Source organism: Stenotrophomonas maltophilia, from assembly GCF_006970445.1.
GTDB classification, from domain to species: Bacteria; Pseudomonadota; Gammaproteobacteria; order Xanthomonadales; family Xanthomonadaceae; genus Stenotrophomonas; species Stenotrophomonas maltophilia_AU.
In genome coordinates this window covers 1,592,402-1,611,520 of record NZ_CP033877.1, presented here as the reverse complement: position 1 = coordinate 1,611,520, position 19,119 = coordinate 1,592,402, and the positions used below count along the sequence as shown (strand labels likewise).

Annotated in this window: 23 protein-coding genes, 5 tRNA genes and 1 pseudogene; 8 read left to right on the top strand and 21 right to left on the bottom strand. The window is 64.4% G+C overall.

The features are described 5' to 3' along the window. Positions 1-79: 79 nt before the first annotated feature. Positions 80-547 (top strand): MarR family winged helix-turn-helix transcriptional regulator, encoded by a 468-nt coding sequence (locus EGM71_RS07395; protein WP_188488824.1) that lies wholly within the window; start codon positions 80-82, stop codon positions 545-547. Then, a complete protein-coding gene (locus tag EGM71_RS07390) occupies positions 544-1,287 on the top strand; it encodes a class I SAM-dependent methyltransferase (RefSeq protein ID WP_188488823.1) in 744 nt (247 codons plus the stop codon). The genes EGM71_RS07395 and EGM71_RS07390 overlap by 4 nt, the downstream gene beginning before the upstream one ends. 93 nt (positions 1,288-1,380) lie before the next feature. Here the strand turns inward: EGM71_RS07390 and EGM71_RS07385 are convergent, their stop codons facing one another. Then, complete coding sequence (locus EGM71_RS07385) at positions 1,381-2,094, bottom strand: ArsR/SmtB family transcription factor (protein ID WP_188488820.1); 714 nt, start codon at positions 2,092-2,094, stop codon at positions 1,381-1,383. 105 nt (positions 2,095-2,199) lie between these two features. On the opposite strand from EGM71_RS07385, the gene EGM71_RS07380 reads away from it, so the two are divergent. Then, on the top strand, positions 2,200-2,847 hold the full coding sequence (locus EGM71_RS07380; RefSeq protein WP_188488818.1) for a flavin reductase family protein: 648 nt from the start codon (positions 2,200-2,202) through the stop codon (positions 2,845-2,847). Between the two features lie 10 nt (positions 2,848-2,857). On the opposite strand, the gene EGM71_RS07375 is transcribed toward EGM71_RS07380, so the two are convergent. The 5 genes and pseudogenes from EGM71_RS07375 to EGM71_RS07360 all read right to left on the bottom strand — a co-directional run bounded on the left by EGM71_RS07375 (position 2,858) and on the right by EGM71_RS07360 (position 4,800). Next, positions 2,858-3,268, bottom strand: coding sequence for a DUF4124 domain-containing protein (locus EGM71_RS07375; RefSeq protein ID WP_262975151.1), 411 nt, complete (start codon positions 3,266-3,268; stop codon positions 2,858-2,860). Between the two features lie 6 nt (positions 3,269-3,274). Next, a pseudogene (locus tag EGM71_RS20900) lies at positions 3,275-3,379 on the bottom strand (DUF4124 domain-containing protein); the annotation flags it as partial. A 100-nt stretch (positions 3,380-3,479) separates the two neighbouring features. Then, complete coding sequence (locus EGM71_RS07370; protein WP_188488814.1) at positions 3,480-3,989, bottom strand: GNAT family N-acetyltransferase; 510 nt, start codon at positions 3,987-3,989, stop codon at positions 3,480-3,482. Between the two features lie 85 nt (positions 3,990-4,074). Continuing rightward, positions 4,075-4,572 (bottom strand): GNAT family N-acetyltransferase, encoded by a 498-nt coding sequence (locus EGM71_RS07365; protein ID WP_188488812.1) that lies wholly within the window; start codon positions 4,570-4,572, stop codon positions 4,075-4,077. Between the two features lie 51 nt (positions 4,573-4,623). After that, complete coding sequence (locus EGM71_RS07360) at positions 4,624-4,800, bottom strand: hypothetical protein (protein ID WP_188488810.1); 177 nt, start codon at positions 4,798-4,800, stop codon at positions 4,624-4,626. Positions 4,801-4,862: 62 nt separating this feature from the next. Here EGM71_RS07360 and EGM71_RS07355 point away from each other — a divergent pair, with 62 nt between their 5' ends. Continuing rightward, complete coding sequence (locus EGM71_RS07355; protein WP_188488808.1) at positions 4,863-5,102, top strand: hypothetical protein; 240 nt, start codon at positions 4,863-4,865, stop codon at positions 5,100-5,102. Positions 5,103-5,440: 338 nt separating this feature from the next. Here EGM71_RS07355 and EGM71_RS07350 read toward each other — a convergent pair whose 3' ends face one another. From EGM71_RS07350 to EGM71_RS07325, 6 genes are all read right to left on the bottom strand, one after another. Then, positions 5,441-6,157, bottom strand: coding sequence for a hypothetical protein (locus tag EGM71_RS07350; RefSeq protein WP_188488806.1), 717 nt, complete (start codon positions 6,155-6,157; stop codon positions 5,441-5,443). Next, positions 6,147-6,698: a hypothetical protein gene (locus tag EGM71_RS07345; RefSeq protein WP_188488805.1), complete on the bottom strand. Its 552-nt coding sequence runs from the start codon at positions 6,696-6,698 to the stop codon at positions 6,147-6,149. Before EGM71_RS07345 ends, EGM71_RS07350 begins: the two co-directional genes overlap by 11 nt. An 885-nt stretch (positions 6,699-7,583) precedes the next feature. Continuing rightward, positions 7,584-7,733 carry a hypothetical protein gene (locus EGM71_RS20810; RefSeq protein ID WP_223224546.1) on the bottom strand — a complete coding sequence of 50 codons (150 nt, stop codon included), beginning with the start codon at positions 7,731-7,733 and terminating at the stop codon, positions 7,584-7,586. A gap of 617 nt (positions 7,734-8,350) precedes the next feature. Next, positions 8,351-8,424: transfer RNA gene (locus tag EGM71_RS07335), tRNA-Cys, on the bottom strand. Positions 8,425-8,490: 66 nt separating this feature from the next. After that, positions 8,491-8,566, bottom strand: a tRNA-Gly gene (locus EGM71_RS07330). Between the two features lie 142 nt (positions 8,567-8,708). Then, positions 8,709-8,784 (bottom strand) — tRNA-Gly (locus EGM71_RS07325). Positions 8,785-8,914: 130 nt separating this feature from the next. Between EGM71_RS07325 and EGM71_RS07320 the strand changes: the two genes are divergently transcribed. Further along, complete coding sequence (locus tag EGM71_RS07320; protein ID WP_188488803.1) at positions 8,915-9,316, top strand: hypothetical protein; 402 nt, start codon at positions 8,915-8,917, stop codon at positions 9,314-9,316. Beyond that, on the top strand, positions 9,309-9,758 hold the full coding sequence (locus EGM71_RS07315) for a hypothetical protein (protein WP_188488801.1): 450 nt from the start codon (positions 9,309-9,311) through the stop codon (positions 9,756-9,758). Before EGM71_RS07320 ends, EGM71_RS07315 begins: the two co-directional genes overlap by 8 nt. Positions 9,759-9,760: 2 nt before the next feature. Here the strand turns inward: EGM71_RS07315 and EGM71_RS07310 are convergent, their stop codons facing one another. From EGM71_RS07310 to EGM71_RS07295, 4 genes are read right to left on the bottom strand one after another with little or no spacing between them, the layout of a single operon-like run. After that, on the bottom strand, positions 9,761-10,678 hold the full coding sequence (locus EGM71_RS07310) for an HlyD family secretion protein (RefSeq protein WP_188488799.1): 918 nt from the start codon (positions 10,676-10,678) through the stop codon (positions 9,761-9,763). Next, positions 10,675-11,403 (bottom strand): ABC transporter ATP-binding protein, encoded by a 729-nt coding sequence (locus EGM71_RS07305; protein ID WP_188488797.1) that lies wholly within the window; start codon positions 11,401-11,403, stop codon positions 10,675-10,677. The genes EGM71_RS07310 and EGM71_RS07305 overlap by 4 nt, the downstream gene beginning before the upstream one ends. 10 nt (positions 11,404-11,413) lie before the next feature. Next, positions 11,414-12,553: an ABC transporter permease gene (locus EGM71_RS07300; protein ID WP_188488795.1), complete on the bottom strand. Its 1,140-nt coding sequence runs from the start codon at positions 12,551-12,553 to the stop codon at positions 11,414-11,416. After that, entirely contained in the window at positions 12,550-14,013 is a 1,464-nt protein-coding gene (locus tag EGM71_RS07295; protein WP_188488792.1) for a TolC family protein, read from the bottom strand. Before EGM71_RS07295 ends, EGM71_RS07300 begins: the two co-directional genes overlap by 4 nt. A gap of 190 nt (positions 14,014-14,203) precedes the next feature. Between EGM71_RS07295 and EGM71_RS07290 the strand changes: the two genes are divergently transcribed. Further along, on the top strand, positions 14,204-14,551 hold the full coding sequence (locus tag EGM71_RS07290; RefSeq protein ID WP_223224545.1) for a hypothetical protein: 348 nt from the start codon (positions 14,204-14,206) through the stop codon (positions 14,549-14,551). Positions 14,552-14,618: 67 nt separating this feature from the next. On the opposite strand, the gene EGM71_RS07285 is transcribed toward EGM71_RS07290, so the two are convergent. The 3 genes from EGM71_RS07285 to EGM71_RS07275 all read right to left on the bottom strand — a co-directional run bounded on the left by EGM71_RS07285 (position 14,619) and on the right by EGM71_RS07275 (position 17,262). Then, positions 14,619-14,694, bottom strand: a tRNA-Gly gene (locus EGM71_RS07285). Positions 14,695-14,810: 116 nt separating this feature from the next. Continuing rightward, positions 14,811-15,917, bottom strand: coding sequence for an NAD(P)/FAD-dependent oxidoreductase (locus tag EGM71_RS07280; RefSeq protein ID WP_188488791.1), 1,107 nt, complete (start codon positions 15,915-15,917; stop codon positions 14,811-14,813). Positions 15,918-16,050: 133 nt separating this feature from the next. After that, complete coding sequence (locus EGM71_RS07275; protein ID WP_188488789.1) at positions 16,051-17,262, bottom strand: NAD(P)/FAD-dependent oxidoreductase; 1,212 nt, start codon at positions 17,260-17,262, stop codon at positions 16,051-16,053. 285 nt (positions 17,263-17,547) lie between these two features. Between EGM71_RS07275 and EGM71_RS07270 the strand changes: the two genes are divergently transcribed. Further along, positions 17,548-18,108 carry an RrF2 family transcriptional regulator gene (locus tag EGM71_RS07270; RefSeq protein WP_188488787.1) on the top strand — a complete coding sequence of 187 codons (561 nt, stop codon included), beginning with the start codon at positions 17,548-17,550 and terminating at the stop codon, positions 18,106-18,108. A 63-nt stretch (positions 18,109-18,171) separates the two neighbouring features. Here EGM71_RS07270 and EGM71_RS07265 read toward each other — a convergent pair. Next, positions 18,172-18,247 (bottom strand) — tRNA-Gly (locus EGM71_RS07265). Between the two features lie 236 nt (positions 18,248-18,483). Further along, positions 18,484-19,110, bottom strand: a complete 627-nt coding sequence (gene pgsA / locus EGM71_RS07260; protein WP_012510614.1) for a CDP-diacylglycerol--glycerol-3-phosphate 3-phosphatidyltransferase — start codon at positions 19,108-19,110, stop codon at positions 18,484-18,486. Positions 19,111-19,119: the final 9 nt, after the last annotated feature.

Genomic DNA, 19,119 nt, shown 5'->3' with positions numbered 1-19,119 from the left:
GACCATAGCGCCTTCCCATGTCGCAGGCGGCTGAGACTGGCCCTTGAAACTCCATTAGGCCTAATGCATATTGCCAGCCATGAGACACACTGCTGGACTGGGCGAACTGCTTCGCTACACCGCCGAACTCGTTGACCAGGGGGCCGAACAGGTCTATCGGGACATGGGCCTGGATTACCGCGCGCGCTACACCCCCGTGATGCGCGCCCTCGCCGGTGGCGCGCGCACCGTGGGCGAAATCACCGACGCCAGCCGCCTCACCCAGGGCGCAATCAGCCAGACGGTGGGCCTGATGATCGACCAGGGGCTGCTGCGGCGGCAACCGATGGCCGCAGACGCGCGCAAGAGCGCGTTGACCCTCACCGCCGAGGGCCAGGCCCTGCTGCGCCGCCTGGAGCCGCACTGGTCACTGATCTTCGAAGCCATCGGCACGCTGGAAGCCGAGATCGGCCATCCGCTGCTCGATGTCCTCGAAGCTACCGCACGCGCGCTGGAACAGCGCGGCTTCGCACAACGCCTGACCGAGGTACGAGGACTGCATCGATGAGCCCACAGAACTGGTTCGACCAGGGCGGCCGCAACTACGCCGCACACCGTCCCGACTATCCCGCTGCATTGGCGGACTTCCTCGCGTCGTCGTGCAGCACGCACGCACTGGCGATCGATGTGGGGTGTGGCAACGGCCAGCTCACCCGCCTGCTCGCACCGCACTTCGATGCAGTGCTGGGCATGGACCCGAGCGCCGACCAGATCGCCAACGCAGCGCCTGCGGCAGGCGTCAGCTACCAGCAGGCCTCGGCCGAACAACTGCCATTGGCGGATGCCAGTGCCGATCTGATTGCCGTCGCCCAGGCCGCGCACTGGTTCGATCTGCCAGCGTTCTACGCCGAAGTGCGCCGCGTTGCCGCGCCCGGTGCCGTGCTGGCGCTGGTCAGCTACGGCACACCGCAGTTGGAGGCCGACCTGCAACCACGCTTCTCCCGCTTCTACGGCACTGACATGGGCCGCTACTGGCCGGCCGAGCGCCGCCTGGTCGACAGCGGCTATGCCGACCTGGCGTTCCCGTTCGACGAGTTCGCCTATCCCACACTGGCGATCGAGCGCGACTGGAACCTGGTCGAGACGCTGGGCTACTTCAGCACCTGGTCGGCGGTGCGGCGCGCACGCGAAGCCGGCCAGCAGGCACTGCTGCAGGACTACGCAGACGAACTGGCCGCACACTGGGGCGATCCGCAACAGCGCCGTGCGATCCGCTGGCCGATCAACATGCGGATCGGCCGGGTATGAACGCAACCGCCGTTGTGGAAATGAAGGTTGGCCTGCGTCACGAGGAATCGCAGATTATCAGCGCGCGCAAGCGGGTGCCGAATGTCGCGCCCGTCAGCCGCCGAAGCTGTGGATCGAAAACAGGCGTGCAAAGGCGGCCTGCCCTGCCGGGGTGATCCGCAGCTCGCGCCGGTTCTCCACCCTTCGCAACCAATCGTTGTGCAGAAAACTGTCCAGCATGGCTTCACCGACCAGACCGGCCAGGTGCGGTCGTCGCTCGGTGCAGTCCAGGCAGCCCCGGCAGTGCCGCGCAGGCTTGGCCGCCCTCGGCTGCTGCAGCAGATCGGCCAACGGCTGCCCGATCTGCCGCAGGAACACCGCACCGGCATCGGTCACGTCCCAGTGCGCCGCCTGCATGCGTACATGCCCTGCGCGCAGCAGATGGTCAGTGATCGCCACCGCGTGCACGCCGGCCAGATGCCGGTAGCAGGAACGCGCCTGGCGCAACGCCGGCATGCTGCGCGATGCGGAAGCCGTGCAGGACGGCGTGCGATCGGCAACGCGCAGGATGCCTTCCAGCATGTCGGCAACCTCGTGCGAGGCCAGCCGGTGGTAGCGGTGTCGCCCCTGCGCGACCGCGACCAGCAGATCGCCCTCGACCAGCCTGCGCAGATGCGTACTCGCCGTCTGCGGTGTCACCCCGGCCACGCGGGCCAGCTCCATCGCGGTGTAGGCACGCCCATCCATCAGCTGCAGCAGCATGGCCGCGCGCGCCTGGTCACCGACCAGGGCACCGACACTGACAAGGGAACCGGAGGTGTGGACCATGCCCGCATTGTGGCACGCCGTTGCGGGCCGACAGTTCGATGCAGGCCGAAGCGTCGGCACCGTCTGCCAAGGCACAGTGGCCACCCCGATAGCGCAAGGCCTGCCGTGAAAACCGCTCCGATCCCCCGCCGCCGCATCACTCCTTCGGTCCTGTACCCGGGCACGCCGGTGCTGCTGATGACCACGCTGAACGACGACGGCAGCAGCAACATCAGTCCGCTGTCTTCGTTCTGGGCCCTGGGCAACCGGGTGGTGCTCGGCCTCGGCGTACAGGGCCAGGGCTATCGCAACCTGCAGCTGCGCAACGAGTGCGTGCTGAACTTCCCCTCCTCCGCGCAGGCCACACAGGTCGAGGCGATCGCACGGGCAACCGGCTGCCAGCCGGTACCGGCCGCCAAACAGGCGATGGGCTACGTGCACGTCCGCGACAAGTTCGCACTGGGAGGCTTCAGTGCGATCGACTCGACCCACGTCGCGCCGGTGGCGATTGCCGAGTGCCCGCTGCAGGTGGAAGTCAGCGTGATGGCGATGCACCCGCCCGGCGAGGATGACGGCCAGGGCTTCGTGATCGTCGAGGGACGCATCCGTTGCGTGCATGCGCACGAAGCGATCACCGTGACCGGTACCCAGCACATCGACGTCGCCCGCTGGAAGCCGCTGATCTACCTGTTCCGCCACTACCTGGGCGTGAGCGAACCGGTGGGACGCAACTTCCGCGCGGAAACGGCACTTCCGACGCGCGCTCCCACCTGATGACGACGTTTCAGCGCGTGATTGCCGGTGCGTTGCTGAACTTGTCGCGCACCGAGCGCTCACGGTCACGGCGGGTCGAAGCACACTGCTCGCGTGCGTTCGCCATCTGCGTATCGGCCGCGACCCGCTCTGCACTCAGCGATTGCTGCATGCTGGCGACCTGTGCGCGGATGCCCGAATCCTGGGTTGCCCCGGCCAGCGTGCCGTTGGTCGTGGCCAGTTGTCGATTCAATTCGGCGATCTGGCGCCCCACCTCCTGGCTTCGTGATTCCAGCGGACCATAGATCCGCGCGCGCTCGCCCTGTACGCAGTTGCGTTCCTCGATACCGGCGTCGGCCAGTTCAGTGTTCTGGTACACGGCCGCACGGTTCGCAGCCTCTCCCGCCGACTCGGTGGAGGAACGACTGGAACGCAGCTTCATGGGTTCGGCACCGGCAGCGCACGGATTCTGGCTGTATACCGTTTCTCCGGATGCGCCCTTGCATTTGTAGACCTGGGCCGATGCCAGCGGGGCACATCCCAGCAGAAGCATCGCCATCAGCAGATATCGTGCCATCCCGCACCGCTCCCTGGTTCGCATTGGACAATCGCCACGATACTGGGGTTTGGTCGCAACTGCACGCAGGCGCCGTCTAGACCGTTTCACCCTGCAGATCGAGGACCGCGATGGTCCATCGCCGCGCACCCAAAGCGGCGACCATGCCGCCTCGATAGACGAACCGACGCGCTTGGCCGTCTTCGATGAAGCAGGTTTCGTTCTGCATCGGCGCATATCCAGCCGAGGCGTAGTGCCGATGATCGAGGGCGAACAGCACCGCGAAATCGATCCCACGATGACGCAGCTCGGCATGCGCAGCTTCGATCAAGCGTGACGCGACGCGATTTCCGCGGGCATCTGTACGCACCACGACACCGCCGATCAGGCCGATCCGTTCCGCGTCGTCGTCCAGCAGGACGCTACGTTCGTACAGTGCGAGGTGGGCGACCACTTGATCGCCTTCCAGGGCCAGGGCCAGAGCGACCGGCCCCGGGGTGGCGTAGCCGTCTCCCTGCATGTCCGGGAAAGCGCTCCGCACCAGCTCCACCGCCTGGCGACGCTGCGCGGGTACAACCTCATCCCAGCTCGATACCTGTACGTGCATTGCCCGTGCTTCATGCAGTGAGGGGCTTACACCATCGTGCCATGGAACCTCGCCCCTGCCCGTGCCGTATGACAGCAGGCCGCCCTCAGTGCAGGGATACCTGGTAGGCGACCAGATCCGTGTACGCACCCGCACGCTTCACCGCCTGCGGCTCCCTTCCGAACGCGGTGAAACCCAGTGATTCGTACACCCTGCAAGCGGCAGCATTGTCCGCCAGCACCGTAAGGGTGAGCGATTCAATACCTTCCGCGTGCGCATCCGCGAATGCCGCGAGAAACAGCTGCCGCGCGATCCCCTGGCCGCGGTGGCCGGCATCCACATGGACACTGTGCACCTCCGCGGTATGTCGCCGCGCGATGCGAACCGGACGCACGTAGCGCAGGAAGCCGACAAGGGCGCCATCAACGAACGCACCGAAGTAGCGCGTCTGAGGGTCGGCCAACTGCGCACGCATCACGTCCGAGGTGTCTTTCTCCGCCTCGGCAAGCGTGGACAGGAATGCCGCGGGAGAGTCACGAAGTGCCCGCAATCGCGCAGCCCAGAGGATGTCCGCGTCGTCGCCGGTCAATGGCCGGAGGGTCATGTCAGGTGCCTGCAGCCGTTCATGCGCAGAGGCCAGCGTAACAGCCCCGCCTCAGTGGCGGATGTGCCGCTGACGCAACTCCAGCGCAGCGAAGGTGCACCCGCCGAACGCCGGCAGCAGCGCGATGCGCTGGGTCAGGCCACGGTACGGCGGCGGATCGAAGCCGGACATCACCGACCACAGGTAGACCATCCCCAGCAGCGATGTGGCCGGGGCCACCCATGCCATGCGCGGGGGACACGTCGGCGCCCAGCGCTACCTGGCGCAGCAGCAGCGTCAGGATCGAAAAGATGCCGATTGCATACATGCCGTGCAGCGGGCTGCTGGTGGTGAAGGCGCCGTTGCTGAACATCGCCACGCCGAACAACGTGGACGTCAATGCAGCGAGCGCGAATCGACGCCCCGATCCCAGCAGCGCATGGCTGAAGACGATGGTGGCCGTTCCGCTCAACATCGGGGCGAGCTGTATCGCTCAGGCCGGCAGGCCGGGCATCAGGCCCATCTCGCTCAGGTGCTTTGACAGGGAGTGATAGCCAGACACGGTGCCTGACCGAACTCTGATGGCAAGCCCGTGATCCGCACACGTCACTCCAAGCAAGAACTGCGTCGTCGCTGCAGAATCCCCTAGAAGACCCAGCTCCTGTAAATCCAACGCTTCGCGATACGACATGCCCGAGGGCGATTCAAACCGCCATCTCGAATCGTTCGGATTCACAGGTCACTGAAGAAGTGGAGCAGAGCTTACTCCTTACCAACGCGATTTCCCTCAAGCAACTCTATCACCCGCGGCGGGGTCACCAAAATATTCTAACCCGCACATCATAACCATCGGGCAGAAAACTGCCCGATGGTAACGCAACCATCCAATCTACGGCCTCGGCCAAGATCCGTCCGGCGCCATGTTCCTCTTCAAATCTGCAGCCCTGCGATCAGCGAAAGCACGTTCGGGAGGAGTCATCTGGCCGAACTTCGCCTCAAGAACACCACCTGCCTTTGAATCCCCAGCGAGATAGGCTAATCGCAAATATGCCATTGCCAGAGGAGGATTCATTAACTCCTCCGATTGCATATAGGCATCTGAAGTTAGATACAGACCATAAATATTTCCATCGCGCACGAAGCTATCAACCATCGACCCCACCACATCCCTGTACTTGCCATCCCTCAACAAAGCCTGCCCATATAGACTTTTGTCAACAAGTGACCCAGATTCTTCTGCAGCAAGCCTCAAAGATTCAGTGCTAGCCGCAAGAGAACTCTTGATCTGATCCGGCGCTGGATATCCCCTAGCCTGCAACCACTGCGCCTCCTCAGGGCTTGCCGCAACCAGCGGATCTCTGTTGCATGACCCTTCATCTGCGCCACATGCATAATATTGTTGGAGTGCGCTTGGAGGCAGGCCGGCGATCCCCCTTGATCCACTCAACCCTACCTCTGGCCTCTGCCGATCATCGTCGACTTTCGCTGCAGCGTCCGTAGCAGGACGGTCAACACCAGCATCCTGAGAATCCCTGCATCCAACCAGATTCGCCATAGCCATTAAGGCAATGAAAATCGCCGACACAAACCTAATATTAGCATCCATTTCGTCGCACCTCACCAAACCAAAGATTGCACGCGTTCTGCTCATTTGCCGCCTCGATCTTCGCCGAAAGCGAATTCTCAGGAGCAAACCAATTAATCACCGTCTGAGGGATCCCCAAATCAGTGAGAACAATCCCTGTCCGATTAAGCCAAGCCTGAAAGAATGATGTGAAAGACAAATTTGCCTCAGCATTAAGGCGCTCCACCGTCCCGAGGCAAGCCTTGAGGCCTGGTGAAACTCCACCCGGATGGGGAGACATTGGTGGATTCGCGAGATCGAATTGCCTCTGATAATCGCACGCCTGCACCATTCCATCAATCAGCGCAACATTATTATCATTGACCGACTTTCGAATGTCAGAGTAATCCGCCGTATGCTTAGCTAGAGCGGAGAAAATTTGATCCCGAGCCTGAGACGAAATATTTCCATTCGAAAGATTGGATAGAGCAGTAGCGAGACCAGACCCCAACATGAACTTGTCAGCAGCATAATCCGCACCCTGAACTGGAATCTCTGACGTGCAGCCGGACGGCTTTGACATCAAAAGCACTGGACAGTACTGACCCCCTGTTCCACCGCCTGTCCCGCCCCCTGGTGGCGTTCCGCCACCGACCCACTCGCATATCTGAATATCAGGTTCCTGATGAGCGTCTCCGCCACCAACAGACACCTCGCCTGACTGTGTGCGACAAACCCATTCCGCCTTCGCACACAAAGGGAGCACCAAGCCTGCAAACAAAGCACATGACCATAACATCCGTTTCATAATCGTCTCCTTGAATACAACCCAAAGACATCCATTTGATAGCAACAGCAAGCACATCCGCTTACTTAATTCATGGGCGACGACCCAGCGCAATCCATGAATCCAGCCACGCCAATTACACTTGCGCCGCCAGTTGAATAATCCAAACCCACCTTGTCAAGCTCAATCATCAGAGGGGCGTCACCCCTGGCAAACACCTCGACATAGCAATCGTGGGCCGGGAGGTCCGGATAGAGGTGCTTCAGCAGCCGTCGCCTGCCGCCTGGCCAGGAAATGATCGGTTTTGCCATGATTTCCAGGTATCTGCGATAGGTGAAGCCGACAATCCGGCGGCTCTCGCGAGGGCGACGGGGCCGCGGCCAATGCCAGGTACTGAGATCGCTTGTACTGCGCTGCCGCTCGGATGCTTGCTGACACCCGGGCGGCGCCTTGTCTTGCTAGATGGTCGCTTCGATGAGCGGCAGGTAGGACGGGGCCTCTACCAAATGCCCAGACCGAACCCAAACGTCGTGTGGGATGGGCAATTTGAGCTGACCAAAGACCCGCATCTGCACTTCGTCGTAAGTGGTCATCGTGCTGGTTCCGTCACTGCTCTGCACACTGACGGTCGCCAGCAATCGGGGGCTACTGGTCACGAGTTCGCCGAATTGATCCCAGAGGTCAGTCCGCATCGGTGCAGTGCCTTTCCAGAGTAGCGACCTGTTCAATCACGACGGCCTGCTGTTCGATCACAACCTCGATGAGCAAAGACTCGCATTGCCCGTGCCAGCCGCCCTCGGATGCAACAGGCTCCACCAGATCCAAAGGCATGATGCCCCCCCCCTGCCTTCAGCGGCTCCGGGAAAAGCGGTGCAGCTAGATCCACGGCTGCCCGCTCACCGCGATCGCTCAGAACGTTGGGTCCTCGCTGAGCACCTTGCTGCGGCGACGTTGATCAGAAGGCTGCTCACTTGCCGGGCGTAGAGCTGTCCTTGCTCGCCAGCTTTACGCACCTTGCAGGCAGCTCCTTTCCCCAGAGTCTCGCCGGTCACCAAGGCGGGGTCATAACTCAGGCGCCTGGCTGCACAGATCCTTCGCCGCCGCCGTGGTGCTCGCTAGCTCCTCAGGCACCACGCCACGATCAAGCAGCGCCCCTAGATGACGTACAGACTCGTCCCCCCTCGGCTTCGGACACCAAGCCCAGGCAGGCCGGCTGGGGCAGCAGCCCCGCCCGCTTGATCGTGTACTGCCAGTAGTCACCCCAGCGTCGCTCGGTTGCCATCCCCGCTCGAACTCACGCAAACGCACGCGGCACGTGTTAACGCCAGCTTGCCACCCGAAAACGGATGGCAGACCCATGATTTCAGACGCGAATCAAGGAATCCTGGCTGACGCCGCCGAACGGCAGGCAAAGAAAAAGCCCTGACCAGAGTCAGGGCTTTTCAATTTGGAGGCCTCAAGCGGAATCGAACCGCTGTAAACGGATTTGCAATCCGGTGCATAGCCACTCTGCCATGAGGCCAACGTACTGCGCGCCAGGAACAGGGCCCTGACAAGACAAAACCCCATGATGGGGCCTGTCGGAACATGGAGCGGGAAACGAGACTCGAACTCGCGACCTCAACCTTGGCAAGGTTGCGCTCTACCAACTGAGCTATTCCCGCGTAAGCCGACATGGTACCGGAAATCCGGGACACACACCAGCGATTTCACCTTTCTGACTGCGCGTAAAGCCTTGTGGCCCAACGTGCCCCGCCTTGCCGTGGCGGGAGAAAAACAAGGCCCCTACCGGGGCCCTGTAGAATCTGGAGCGGGAAACGAGACTCGAACTCGCGACCTCAACCTTGGCAAGGTTGCGCTCTACCAACTGAGCTATTCCCGCAGATTCCGTTCGACCTGCGTCGAAGGAGCGCTATTGTGTCCAAATTCCTTCACGCCGTCAACAGTCTTCACATCATGCGGTCACGGGCGTCCGCACTGGGGTACGCTGCCCCGCCCAGCCCCGTACGCTCATGTTCCTTCGCGGTAAGCCCCTGTTGATCGCCCTGCTGCTGCATCTGGTGGTGGCGCTGCTGTACTGGGCACTGATTCCGCTGGGAATGAACTGGTATCGCGACCATTTCGGCTTCACCTCCCATCGCGACATCGGCCTGGGCATCGCCCAGTTCTATCTGTTCTGGATGTTCCTCGTTGCACAGCCGCTGATCGCGGTGCTGCGGCCGCTCTTCGCCAAGCTGCTGGTGCTGGCCATTCCCTTGGCATTCGCCAGCTGGACGCTGATGCACAACCACCCGCTGCGCCTGCTGTACTTCACCCTCGGGCCCGGCCTGCTGGCACTGGCCGCAATCGTCATCTCCGCATGGTATGCATCACGCAACCGCCTGCCCGCCACCATGGACACCGCCCATGCCTGAGCGCTACGTCCGCTTCTTCTGGCTGCTGGTCGCATTGACCTGGTTCGCGCTGATCGCTGCGCTGGTCAATGCTGGCTTCACCCCGGACTACTGGCTGCTGCATCACCTGGAAGGCGCCGAGCTGCCCTACCCGACCAGCACCGTCATCGTGTTCGCGTTGCTGGGCACCGTCGAGCTGGTGGTGGCCGCCCTGATCGTGCGCCCCTGGAAACTGGAGCGACTGTGGCTGCGCCTGCTGATCGGCTTCGTCCTGCTGCTGGCATGGTCGGTGCCGTGGATGCTGTCGGCCATGCATCAGCCGCCGGTGCACGGCATGCACCTGCTGTGGTTGCTGCTGCTGGACGTGGGCCTGCTGCTGGCGCTGTGCGTGGTGTCGGCGGTGAGTGCGTGGCGGGCGCTCAGGCGTCGAGGGCGCGCGGAGACGCCCCCGCTGCAACGCTAGGCCTACTTCCGGAACTCCACCCGCACATGCTGGCCGAAGCGCGCCTTGGCCTCGCCATCGAACTCCAGCACACACTCCACCACCTTGGCCACGCCACGTCCCGCGTCTTCAGGCAGGCGTGCCTGCGCGAATACCGGGCTGATGCGCACCACGCGTGCGGACGGCAGCGTGCCGGTGTTCTCGGCACCGTCGCTATCCGGCACCACGGTAGCCTTCATGCCCACCTGCACGGCATCGGCGTAGGCCGCGCTGAGTTCGGCACGTACCTGCAGCGGACGCGCCGGCAGCAGCGAGATGGCCGGCTTGCCGGCCTGCACGAAGGCGCCGAGCCCCGGCACCTGGCCGACCACGGTGCCGGCCTCCGGCGCGCTCAGCGACATCTGCTGCAGTTTCAGTTTTGCGTGTTCCAGCTTGTGCTGGGCCATGTCGACCTGCGCACCGGCCACGTCGACATCGGCACGTACGCCGGCCAGCTGCTGCTTGGCCGCATCGGCCTGCTGGTTGGACGACACGCCTTCGCTGGCGCCCGTGGACAGGCGGGTGGCGTTGCGCTCCAGTTCGCGCAGCTGCGCCTGGCTGCCCTTCAGGCGGTCATTGGCCAGGGCCAGGTCGGCGGTGGCCATTGCCACCTCCTGCTGCAGCAGGGCGCCATCCAGCGACAGCAGCAACTGTCCCTTCTTCACCGTGGCGCCCTCCTTCACCGGCGCGGCAGTGATCGAGCCATCCACCGGCGGCGCCAATGCGATCAGCCCGCCCTCGACGTCGATGATGCCGCGCGCGACCGCGACCTTGCCGGCGGCGGCATCGGCCTTGCCTGAAGGCGCCGGTGCAGACGCGGGCACGTCCTTTGAACAGGCGCCAAGCAGCAGTGCCGCGGACAGGGCCAGGCTGAGGGGAAGCAGGTGCGACGTCTTGGTCATGGGGCGGACTCTACAGTTTCGTTCTGGCGGCGGTCATCACGGACCATGCCGTCTTCCATGGCGATCACCCGATCGGCATGCCGGATCAGGCGCGGATCGTGGCTCACGCACAGCACGGTGGCGCCATGCGCGCGTGCATAGCGATGCAGGATGTCGATCACGCGCTGGCCATTCTCGGCGTCCAGCGCGCTGGTGGGTTCGTCGGCGAAGATCAGTGTCGGCGACTTGGCGAAGGCGCGGGCCACCGCCACGCGCTGCTTCTCGCCGCCGGACAGCTGCGCCGGGCGCATGTGGCTGCGGTGGCTGAGGCCCACCTCTTCCAGCGCCCTGCGGGCCAGCGGTTCGCTTTCGCGATTGCTCATGCCGCGGTAGCCCAGCGGCAACTGCACCTGCTCCAGCGCGGTCAACGCCGGGAACAGGTTGAAGCCCTGGAACACAAAGCCGACATGGTGCAGGCGGAAGCGTTCCACCTCGCTGCGGCTCATGTGCCCCACGTCCTGGCCGAGTGCGTGCACGCGGCCACCATCGGGCGCGGACAGGCCGGACAGCAACGACAACAGCGTGCTCTTGCCACAGCCGGACGGGCCAGATACGAGGGTCAGTTCACCGGGATAGATGTCCAGTGACAGGCCACGCAGCACCGGCACCTGTACATCGCCGGACATGAAACCTTTTTCCAGTGCGTCGGCCTGCAGGGTCGGGGCGACGGCGCGTGTAGATGTCATTGGCCGGCCCTCAACGCAGCAGCAACGAAGGATCGGAGCGGACGACACTGCGTACCGCCATGATGCTGGAGAGCATGGCCATCACCGCGACCAGCGCTACGCAGCCGATGATGACCATCGGCGTCAACTGCACCGGTACGCGCTGGGTCTGCGCGATCAACAGCACCACCGTACTGAACCCCGCCGCCAGCAACATGCCCACGCCGCCGATCAGCAACGCCTGCTCGAACACCACCCGCGCCAGCGCATAGCGGCCCGCACCGAGTGCGTTGAGCGTGGCGTACTCACGCACCGAACCAGCCACCACCGAGGCGAACGACTGGTTGGTGATCACCGCACCGACGAAGCAGACGATGACGGCCATGAACAACACGGCGATACCTGCGCCGGTATCGAACAGCCAATACTGCTGCGAGCGGCTGGCGAACTCCGGTGCGGTCCAGAACTCGACCGGCGTGGCCTGGCCCATTGACGCCGCCAAGCGATCACGCACGCGATCGGCCAGGTCCGGCGAGCGCAGGCCGGCCACGAAATAGGTACTGCCTTCATGCGGGTCGGTACCGGCGATGGCGCGCGCGGTATCCAGCGACGCCAGCACGTTGACGCCACCGAGGCCACGCAGGCCCGGTTGCGCGGCGACCACGCGCACCGCCTTGCCATTGATCCACGCACGGTTGTTCTGCAGGTCCACGCCCAGCGTATCCAGATCGGCGCTGTCGACGATCACCGCACCCGGCTCACGCAGCTGCGCGCGCAGGCCGGCAGGCAGGATGCGCGCGAACATCATCGCGTCGTCCTGGGTGGAGATGCCGGACAGGTACACCGACACGTTGCCGGTGCCCTGCGCGCTGGAGCGCCATTCGCCATCAACCCACTCGTAGGGTTCGACGCGGGTGACATCCGGGTCCATGCGCAGGTGGCTTTCAACATCCGCGCTGATCGCATGCCCGTAGTTGACGCTCTGGGTGCCGGGGAAACCGGCCCAGATGTCGGCCGAGGATGCCTTCACGTAGATCGCGGCGGTACCAAAGATGCCCAGCACCAGCGCCGCCTGCACGATCAACAGCACGCCGGCGAAGCACATCGCCAGCACCACCGGCAGGAACCGGCGCCACTCATAGGCCAGGGTCTTGCGGGCCAGCGCGATCATTGCGATTCGCCCTCACCCTCGGCGGGCAGCGGGGCACCGCCGAGGGCGCGGTACAGCGAAGCAAAAGCCAGCACGCGCGCGCCCTGCGCACCGATCAGATCGGCCTGCGAGGCCAGTGCGGCACGCTGCGTGTCGAGCCCATCGAATTCGCTGGACAGGCCAAGCTGCACCTGCCGCGCCTGGCGCTTGACCTGCTGGCCGGCGGCATCATCGGCCGCACGCAGCGACTGGATGCTGCTGTCCTGGCGTGCCAGGCTGCCGAGCGCGCCTTCCACTTCGCTCACGCCTTCCAGCACGGCCTTGCGGTAGCCGAGCAACGCGGCATCCAGCTGCTTTTCATCGGCATGGAAGCGCGCACGACGCTGGCCCCAGTCCCACAGCGGAATATCGATGTATGGGCCGATCGACGGGCTGGAATCGGAATTGGAACGGGCGTTCTGGGTGAGGTTGTAGGCATACAGGATGGAGCCGCCGAGGCTGACCCGCGGATACATCGCCGCGCGCGCCGAGCCCTTGCTGGCGGCAGCCTGCATCACCTCTGATTCGGCCAGCAGGATCTGCGGCCGATGCCGCAGCAGGTCCGCCGGGACCTGTTGCAGCGAAAATGCGCCGAGTTTCGGCGGCGTGCGGTATGCGCGCCAGGCCGGATCCGGTCCATCGCGGCCGAGCAGCAGCGCCAGCGCGCGGGCCGCGTTGTCCGCATTCTCGCGGGCCTGGGCCGTAGCCGCGCGGGTGGCGGCCTGGCGTGCACGCAGGCGATCAAGTTCGCCGGGCTCATCAAGGCGCAGGCGCTGGCGGACCCGCGCCAGTTGTTCGCCGCGGTCATCCACGGCCTGCTGTCGGGCCAGCAGATCCTGCTGGGCCTGCGCCACGGTCAGATCCAGATAGCTGCGCACCACGTCGGCGATCACCGCCACCTGCGCGGCATTGCGCAGCGCCTCGGCATTGCCGGCCGAAGCCTGCGCGCTCAACTGCGCGCTTTCGGCGGCGCCGAACAGGCCCAGGTCCCAGATCGCTTCAATGCCCGCATGGAAGTAGGTATCGACCGCGGCAGCATCCTGCACCTGCTTGGCGCTGGCCGAGATCTCCGGCAGGAACCGCGAGTCGGACGTGCCCGCGACGATCCGTACCGCCTGCAGCCGCAGCGTGGCCTGCTGCAGGTCGAGATTGCCGGCGATGGCCTGGTTGACCAGACCGTCCAGCGTCGGGTCGGACAGCACTTTCCACCACTGCCTGGCGTCCACCGCCACGCCCTGGCCCTGCGGCACCTGGGTCCAGGTGCTGGGCGTGCGATCAGGCAGGTCCGGAACCGGCACCGACATGCAGCCAGCCAAGGCCAGGCTTGCGAACAGCGCGCCGGGGCGCAGCACTGCCTGCAGGGAGAGTCCGCGCCCGGTCCTGGGCACTGCCACTGAAGTGATACGCCTGACCACCAGCCCGCCAACGTGTAGAAGGAGCATGAAGGCTACCGTGCGATTGTGGAGCGAACATGGAGAATTGGTCCGAAAAAGGTCACAACACGCGTGCGGTTCAGGCAACGCTGACCCAGCCTTTCACTACGCTTTCAATGCGTTCCCCGCGCGGAACACTGGACGCCTTTCACTGCGTATTGCACATTGCGGCACTGTCTTGCTTCGATGCTGCCTGCCTGTGAAACGTCCCCGCCGCTGGCTGTTGACTGCCTCGATCACGACATTGATTGTCGCTGCGCTCGTTGTCGCGCTGGCCACCCCACTGGCCTCGAACGCCCTGCTGCTCCTGATGGAGCGCAGCAACTTCATTCCTGCCGAATCCTCGATCCTCACCTTCGAACCGTATGCGATCAACGACGGCTCGTCGAACTACTGGTTGTACGGAAAGGACCGGAACTACTACTACCACTTCACCTACGAAGATGACGTCCCCTACGTCTACATCCGGGAGGACAACCGCTGCCCCGGTTTCGACCAGCAGGATGTCCGGACCTGGTGCAGCGCACTGCCCGGCAAGGCACGCTAGCGCGGCGGTGGTGCAACCGGTGTGACAAACGAAAAACGCCCCCTTGCGGGAGCGTTCTTCTTGAATCTGGAGCGGGAAACGAGACTCGAACTCGCGACCTCAACCTTGGCAAGGTTGCGCTCTACCAACTGAGCTATTCCCGCAGATTTCGTTCGACCTGCGTCGAAGGAGCGCTATTGTGTCGATATTGCTGCACGGCGTCAACAGGAATTTTCACGTGAACTGAAGGACGGCGTTCAGGCGCCGCTGCCTGCCCCCTTCACGTGCGCAGGCCACGGCGATGGAAGTAGACCTGCTCGGCGATGCGGCGCGTGGCAGCTGTATGCAGCAGCGTATCGAGCGGCCAATCGGCCTGCAGATGATCCATCGCCCAGCGCAGCAGGCGCTTGCCAGGGAATGCCGGCGCCACCTGGCGCGCCACCCGCTCCGGCTGTGGACCGGTGCCACGCAGGTGGCGGCCGATGGCATCACCGACCGCCCAGGCGTGCCGCCACGAGGAGTGGATGCCCCCGGCTGAGAGCGGCGAGACGATGCCCGCAGCGTCGCCGGTCAGGATCACGCGTTGGCCGGTGATCGGCCCAACCGGCCGGCCGCAGGGCACCAGGCCGGCACGCGTGGCCGAAGGACGCACCGAAGGCGGAATGCCGACCACATCGCGCACGTGGTCGAGGAAACCCTCGATGTCCGGCGGCGTCACCCGTTGTGGATCGTGACGCAGCGCCAACCCCACCTGCACGCCGGTCGGATTCTGCGCGACCCAGCCGATGTAGCCCGGCGCGTAGCGCTTGCTGACGAAGCAATGCAGTGCATCGCCCTGCGGCAGTTGCAGGCCAGCGAACTCACGTTCGACGCCGTAGAGGGTGTCACGCACCTGGCCGAGGCCGGTGTGCTGGGCAACACGTGAGCGTGCACCGTCGGCGCCGACCAGATAGGCGCAGCGGCCTGCCCCTTCCACCTGCCAGCCGTCACCACAGCGACGGGCGTCGGTGAAGGACTGCTGCAGGCGCAGGTCGACACCGTTCGCGCGCAATTCGCTGGCCAGCCAGCGCATCAGGTTCGGTGTATCAGTAGTGAGGAAGTAGTAGCCCGGTGCGGCCAGCAACACGCTGCGCAGATTGGGCGCATACAGGCGCACGTTCGCGACGTGCTGCACCAGATGTTCGGGCATGCGCCCCAGCCATGTCTGCTCCATCGCCTCCTTCACCACGATGCCGGTGGTGTGCAGGCGCTCGCCGGGGTCGGCCTTGCGTTCAAGCACGCAGACGCGCAGGCCGTATTGGGCAGCGGCCAGCGCGCAGGCGGCACCGGCGAAACTGGCGCCGACGATGACCACGTCGTGGTCGTAGGCGGAGGGAGTGTGGGACATGGCTGCATCGCCCTGGAGGAACGGAGATGCAGCTTCGAACTGCCGCGTGGTGAGGCGAAGGAGTGGCGGTGAAGTGGGGATGAAGCGCAACGCTCCCTTTCGGGAGCGTTGCTCGCAGAACGTTTCTGCGCCGTCAGGCCACAACGATCCGCAGCGGATCTGCAGACGCCAGGATCTCCGCGCGCGCGCCACTGGGTGGATAGATCCATTCGGTGTTGATGCGGGTCTTCAGCGCCTTGGCTTCGGCACCGGCCAGCACCACCTGGCGATCCCAGCCCTCGGTGTAGACCGCACCCCACGGCCCCAGGTCCAGGCAGGTCACGTACTTGGGCTGCGCATACGGAATCATCGCTTCCCCGATCAGGTCAGCCGCGGCGTTGTGTCCGGCGGAGCGCCCCAGGTTCATCGCGTGCTGGCAGGACATCATCGCCACGTTGCCCTCGTCATCGGTGGCGGCATGCGCGCAGTCGCCGGTAGCAAACACCGCGTGGACACCGTTCGCCTTCAGCGTGCGGTCCACGTGCAGGCGACCCACCGCATCGTGCTGGCCGGGAATCTGAGCAGTCAACGCACTGGCACGTGCACCGGCCGTCCAGACAACGGTGGCGGCGTCGATGCGTTCTCCGTTTTCCAGCGTCACGCCCTCCGCATCCACGCGAGCGACGCCCGAGCCCAGCCGCCAGGACACACCCAATTCCTTGAGCGCCTGCGTGATGACAGGGCGCGGGCCTTCGCCCAGGTCCGGGCCCACCGCATCGGCGCGCTCGACCATGATGACGTCTACTGCAGCATCGGCACCGAGAACTTCGCGCAGGCGCGTCGGCATTTCTGCCGCGGTTTCGATACCGGTGAAGCCCGCGCCCGCGATCACCACCGTATTTCGCGCCGCGCTCTGCGGGCGAGCGGCGAGGCCTTCCACATGTGCCTGCAGGCGGGCTGCATCGGCAATCTGGTCGACGTTGAAGGCGTGCTGCTGCAAGCCGGGAATGGGCGGGCAGTTCAGACGACTACCGGCGGCCAGCACCAGGCGGTCGTAGCGCAATTTCTGCGTTGCGGCATCGGCACCCGTGTCCACCACCTGCACCTGCTGGTTGGCAGCGTCGATGTGTTCAACGCGGCCGGCAAGGTAGCGCACGCCAACGGCATCGAAGATCGCCTGCAGCGGCGCTTTCATGCGCTCCGGTCCCTTTTCGTAGAGGCGCGGGCGCACATGCAGTTCCGGCGACGGCGCCACCAGCACGATCTCCACATCACGACGCGCGACCTGGTCGAGAAGACGGGCGGCGGCGAGCGCGCTCCACATGCCGGCAAAGCCGGCGCCGATGACAAGAATGCGTTGGGACACGGAGGAAATCCTTCAGGGAATGGGGGTTCAGGCGCCCGGGTGCCCGGACGGCACGGGCGCGGGCGATGTGCTGCAGCGGCGCACCACATAACGCGGATCATATGAGTCCGCGTTATGTGGTGCAAGCGCCTGACGGCGGCGCGGTTCAGGCCAGCGCCTCCCTGCCCTATTCCTTTTCCCCGCCACAACGCCAATGAAATCAAAGATCTGCATGAAGTTCCGCAGGGTTGCGGCGGGTAACTCAGGCCCCTATAGTCCGCGTTATATTTTTTATGGACCGGTCCCATGGCCCACATCGGAACGGGCGTCGAGTACGCCCTGCACTGCCTGCTCTGGCTGGTCCCGCCGCTGGAGCAGCGGCCAAGCAGCCGCGACCTGGCCGAGCTTCAGGGCGTGCCTGCGGCCTTCATGGCAAAGATCTTCCCCAAGCTGGAGAAGGCCGGCATCGTCGAGTCCACGGGTGGTATCCGTGGCGGCTACCAGTTGGCGCGTGCGCCCGAAGACATCAGCGTGCTGGATGTGGTCGATGCCGTTGAGGGACAGAAGGCACTGTTCGACTGCCAGGAAATCCGTGGGCGCTGCGCGCTGTTTGATGGTGCCCCACCCCGATGGGCCAACCGTGGCGTGTGCGGCATCCACGCGGTGATGATCAATGCACAGAAAGCCATGCGCGAGGAGCTCGCGCGTTCCAGCCTGGCCTCGATCGCCGAGGGCGTGCAGGGCAAGGGGCGACCGGCGAGTTTCGCGGGAGATGTGCAGGAGTGGTTTGCCGACCGTCAGGTGGCACGCGAGGAAGCACGCATCACCGGCATGCGTGCGCGTGCGTCGACACAGGATGATGATTGATCCGCGTGGACACGGCCGCGCATAACGAAAAACGCTCCCTTCAGGGAGCGTTTTTCTTGAATCTGGAGCGGGAAACGAGACTCGAACTCGCGACCTCAACCTTGGCAAGGTTGCGCTCTACCAACTGAGCTATTCCCGCTTGGGAGGCGAAATTCTACCTATTCTGGGAATGGCGTCAAGTGCTTTTTTCAGGGTCTGCGGAGCGACTTGCACCGCGTATCCACGCATGGCGTGGATCTACTACAGCATCCCCGCAAACCGATGGATCCGCATCATCTGTGGATGCAAAATTTCCAGTAGATCCACGCCATGCGTGGATGGGCGCATCGATGGGGTCAGAGCCCTTTCCTTCGGAAAGGGATCCGACCCCGGGGCTCAGTTGCCCAGCTTCTTCTGCCGCGCACGCTCGCGTGCCGCGCGCTCGTCATCGCGCAGGCTCGGCCAGGCGGCGTGCAGGTACTGCAGGCCCGACCACAGGGTCAGCACGGCGGCAATCGCCAGGGTCCAATCGCCGATGTGGAACACCGGCCAGCCCATCCAGATGTCTTCCACCGGCACGTTCGGGGCCACCGAATACAGCAGGCACAGCAGCGCAACCATCTGCGCGGTGGTCTTGACCTTGCCGATCATCGCTACACGCACCTTGGCACGCTGGCCCAGCTCGGCCATCCACTCGCGCAGCGCCGACACCGCGATCTCACGTCCGACGATGACCGCCGCCCAGAACGCCATCCACGGCGTCGGGTGGCCCTGCACGATCAGGAACAGTGCCACTGCCACCATCAGCTTGTCCGCGACCGGGTCGAGGAAGGCACCGAAGGCCGACTCCAGCTGGTAACGGCGAGCAATCCAGCCGTCGAGCCAGTCGGTGATCGCGGCCAGGCCGAAGATCGCCGCCGAAGCGAAGTTGGTCCAGGTGTAGGGCAGGTAGAACACCAGCACCAGCACCGGGATCATCACGATCCGCAACAACGTCAGCCAGGTGGGCAGGGTCAACTTCATGCTTGCGTG

Coding starts and splice junctions, on each gene's coding strand:
- EGM71_RS07395 (WP_188488824.1), top strand. CDS start 80: ATGAGACACACTGCTGGACTGGGCGAACTGCTTCGCTACACCGCCGAA.
- EGM71_RS07390 (WP_188488823.1), top strand. CDS start 544: ATGAGCCCACAGAACTGGTTCGACCAGGGCGGCCGCAACTACGCCGCA.
- EGM71_RS07385 (WP_188488820.1), bottom strand. CDS start 2,094: ATGGTCCACACCTCCGGTTCCCTTGTCAGTGTCGGTGCCCTGGTCGGT.
- EGM71_RS07375 (WP_262975151.1), bottom strand. CDS start 3,268: ATGAAGCTGCGTTCCAGTCGTTCCTCCACCGAGTCGGCGGGAGAGGCT.
- EGM71_RS07370 (WP_188488814.1), bottom strand. CDS start 3,989: ATGCACGTACAGGTATCGAGCTGGGATGAGGTTGTACCCGCGCAGCGT.
- EGM71_RS07365 (WP_188488812.1), bottom strand. CDS start 4,572: ATGACCCTCCGGCCATTGACCGGCGACGACGCGGACATCCTCTGGGCT.
- EGM71_RS07360 (WP_188488810.1), bottom strand. CDS start 4,800: ATGGCATGGGTGGCCCCGGCCACATCGCTGCTGGGGATGGTCTACCTG.
- EGM71_RS07355 (WP_188488808.1), top strand. CDS start 4,863: ATGCCGATTGCATACATGCCGTGCAGCGGGCTGCTGGTGGTGAAGGCG.
- EGM71_RS07350 (WP_188488806.1), bottom strand. CDS start 6,157: ATGGATGCTAATATTAGGTTTGTGTCGGCGATTTTCATTGCCTTAATG.
- EGM71_RS07345 (WP_188488805.1), bottom strand. CDS start 6,698: ATGTCAAAGCCGTCCGGCTGCACGTCAGAGATTCCAGTTCAGGGTGCG.
- EGM71_RS20810 (WP_223224546.1), bottom strand. CDS start 7,733: ATGCCTTTGGATCTGGTGGAGCCTGTTGCATCCGAGGGCGGCTGGCAC.
- EGM71_RS07320 (WP_188488803.1), top strand. CDS start 8,915: ATGTTCCTTCGCGGTAAGCCCCTGTTGATCGCCCTGCTGCTGCATCTG.
- EGM71_RS07315 (WP_188488801.1), top strand. CDS start 9,309: ATGCCTGAGCGCTACGTCCGCTTCTTCTGGCTGCTGGTCGCATTGACC.
- EGM71_RS07310 (WP_188488799.1), bottom strand. CDS start 10,678: ATGACCAAGACGTCGCACCTGCTTCCCCTCAGCCTGGCCCTGTCCGCG.
- EGM71_RS07305 (WP_188488797.1), bottom strand. CDS start 11,403: ATGACATCTACACGCGCCGTCGCCCCGACCCTGCAGGCCGACGCACTG.
- EGM71_RS07300 (WP_188488795.1), bottom strand. CDS start 12,553: ATGATCGCGCTGGCCCGCAAGACCCTGGCCTATGAGTGGCGCCGGTTC.
- EGM71_RS07295 (WP_188488792.1), bottom strand. CDS start 14,013: ATGCTCCTTCTACACGTTGGCGGGCTGGTGGTCAGGCGTATCACTTCA.
- EGM71_RS07280 (WP_188488791.1), bottom strand. CDS start 15,917: ATGTCCCACACTCCCTCCGCCTACGACCACGACGTGGTCATCGTCGGC.
- EGM71_RS07270 (WP_188488787.1), top strand. CDS start 17,548: ATGGCCCACATCGGAACGGGCGTCGAGTACGCCCTGCACTGCCTGCTC.
- pgsA (WP_012510614.1), bottom strand. CDS start 19,110: ATGAAGTTGACCCTGCCCACCTGGCTGACGTTGTTGCGGATCGTGATG.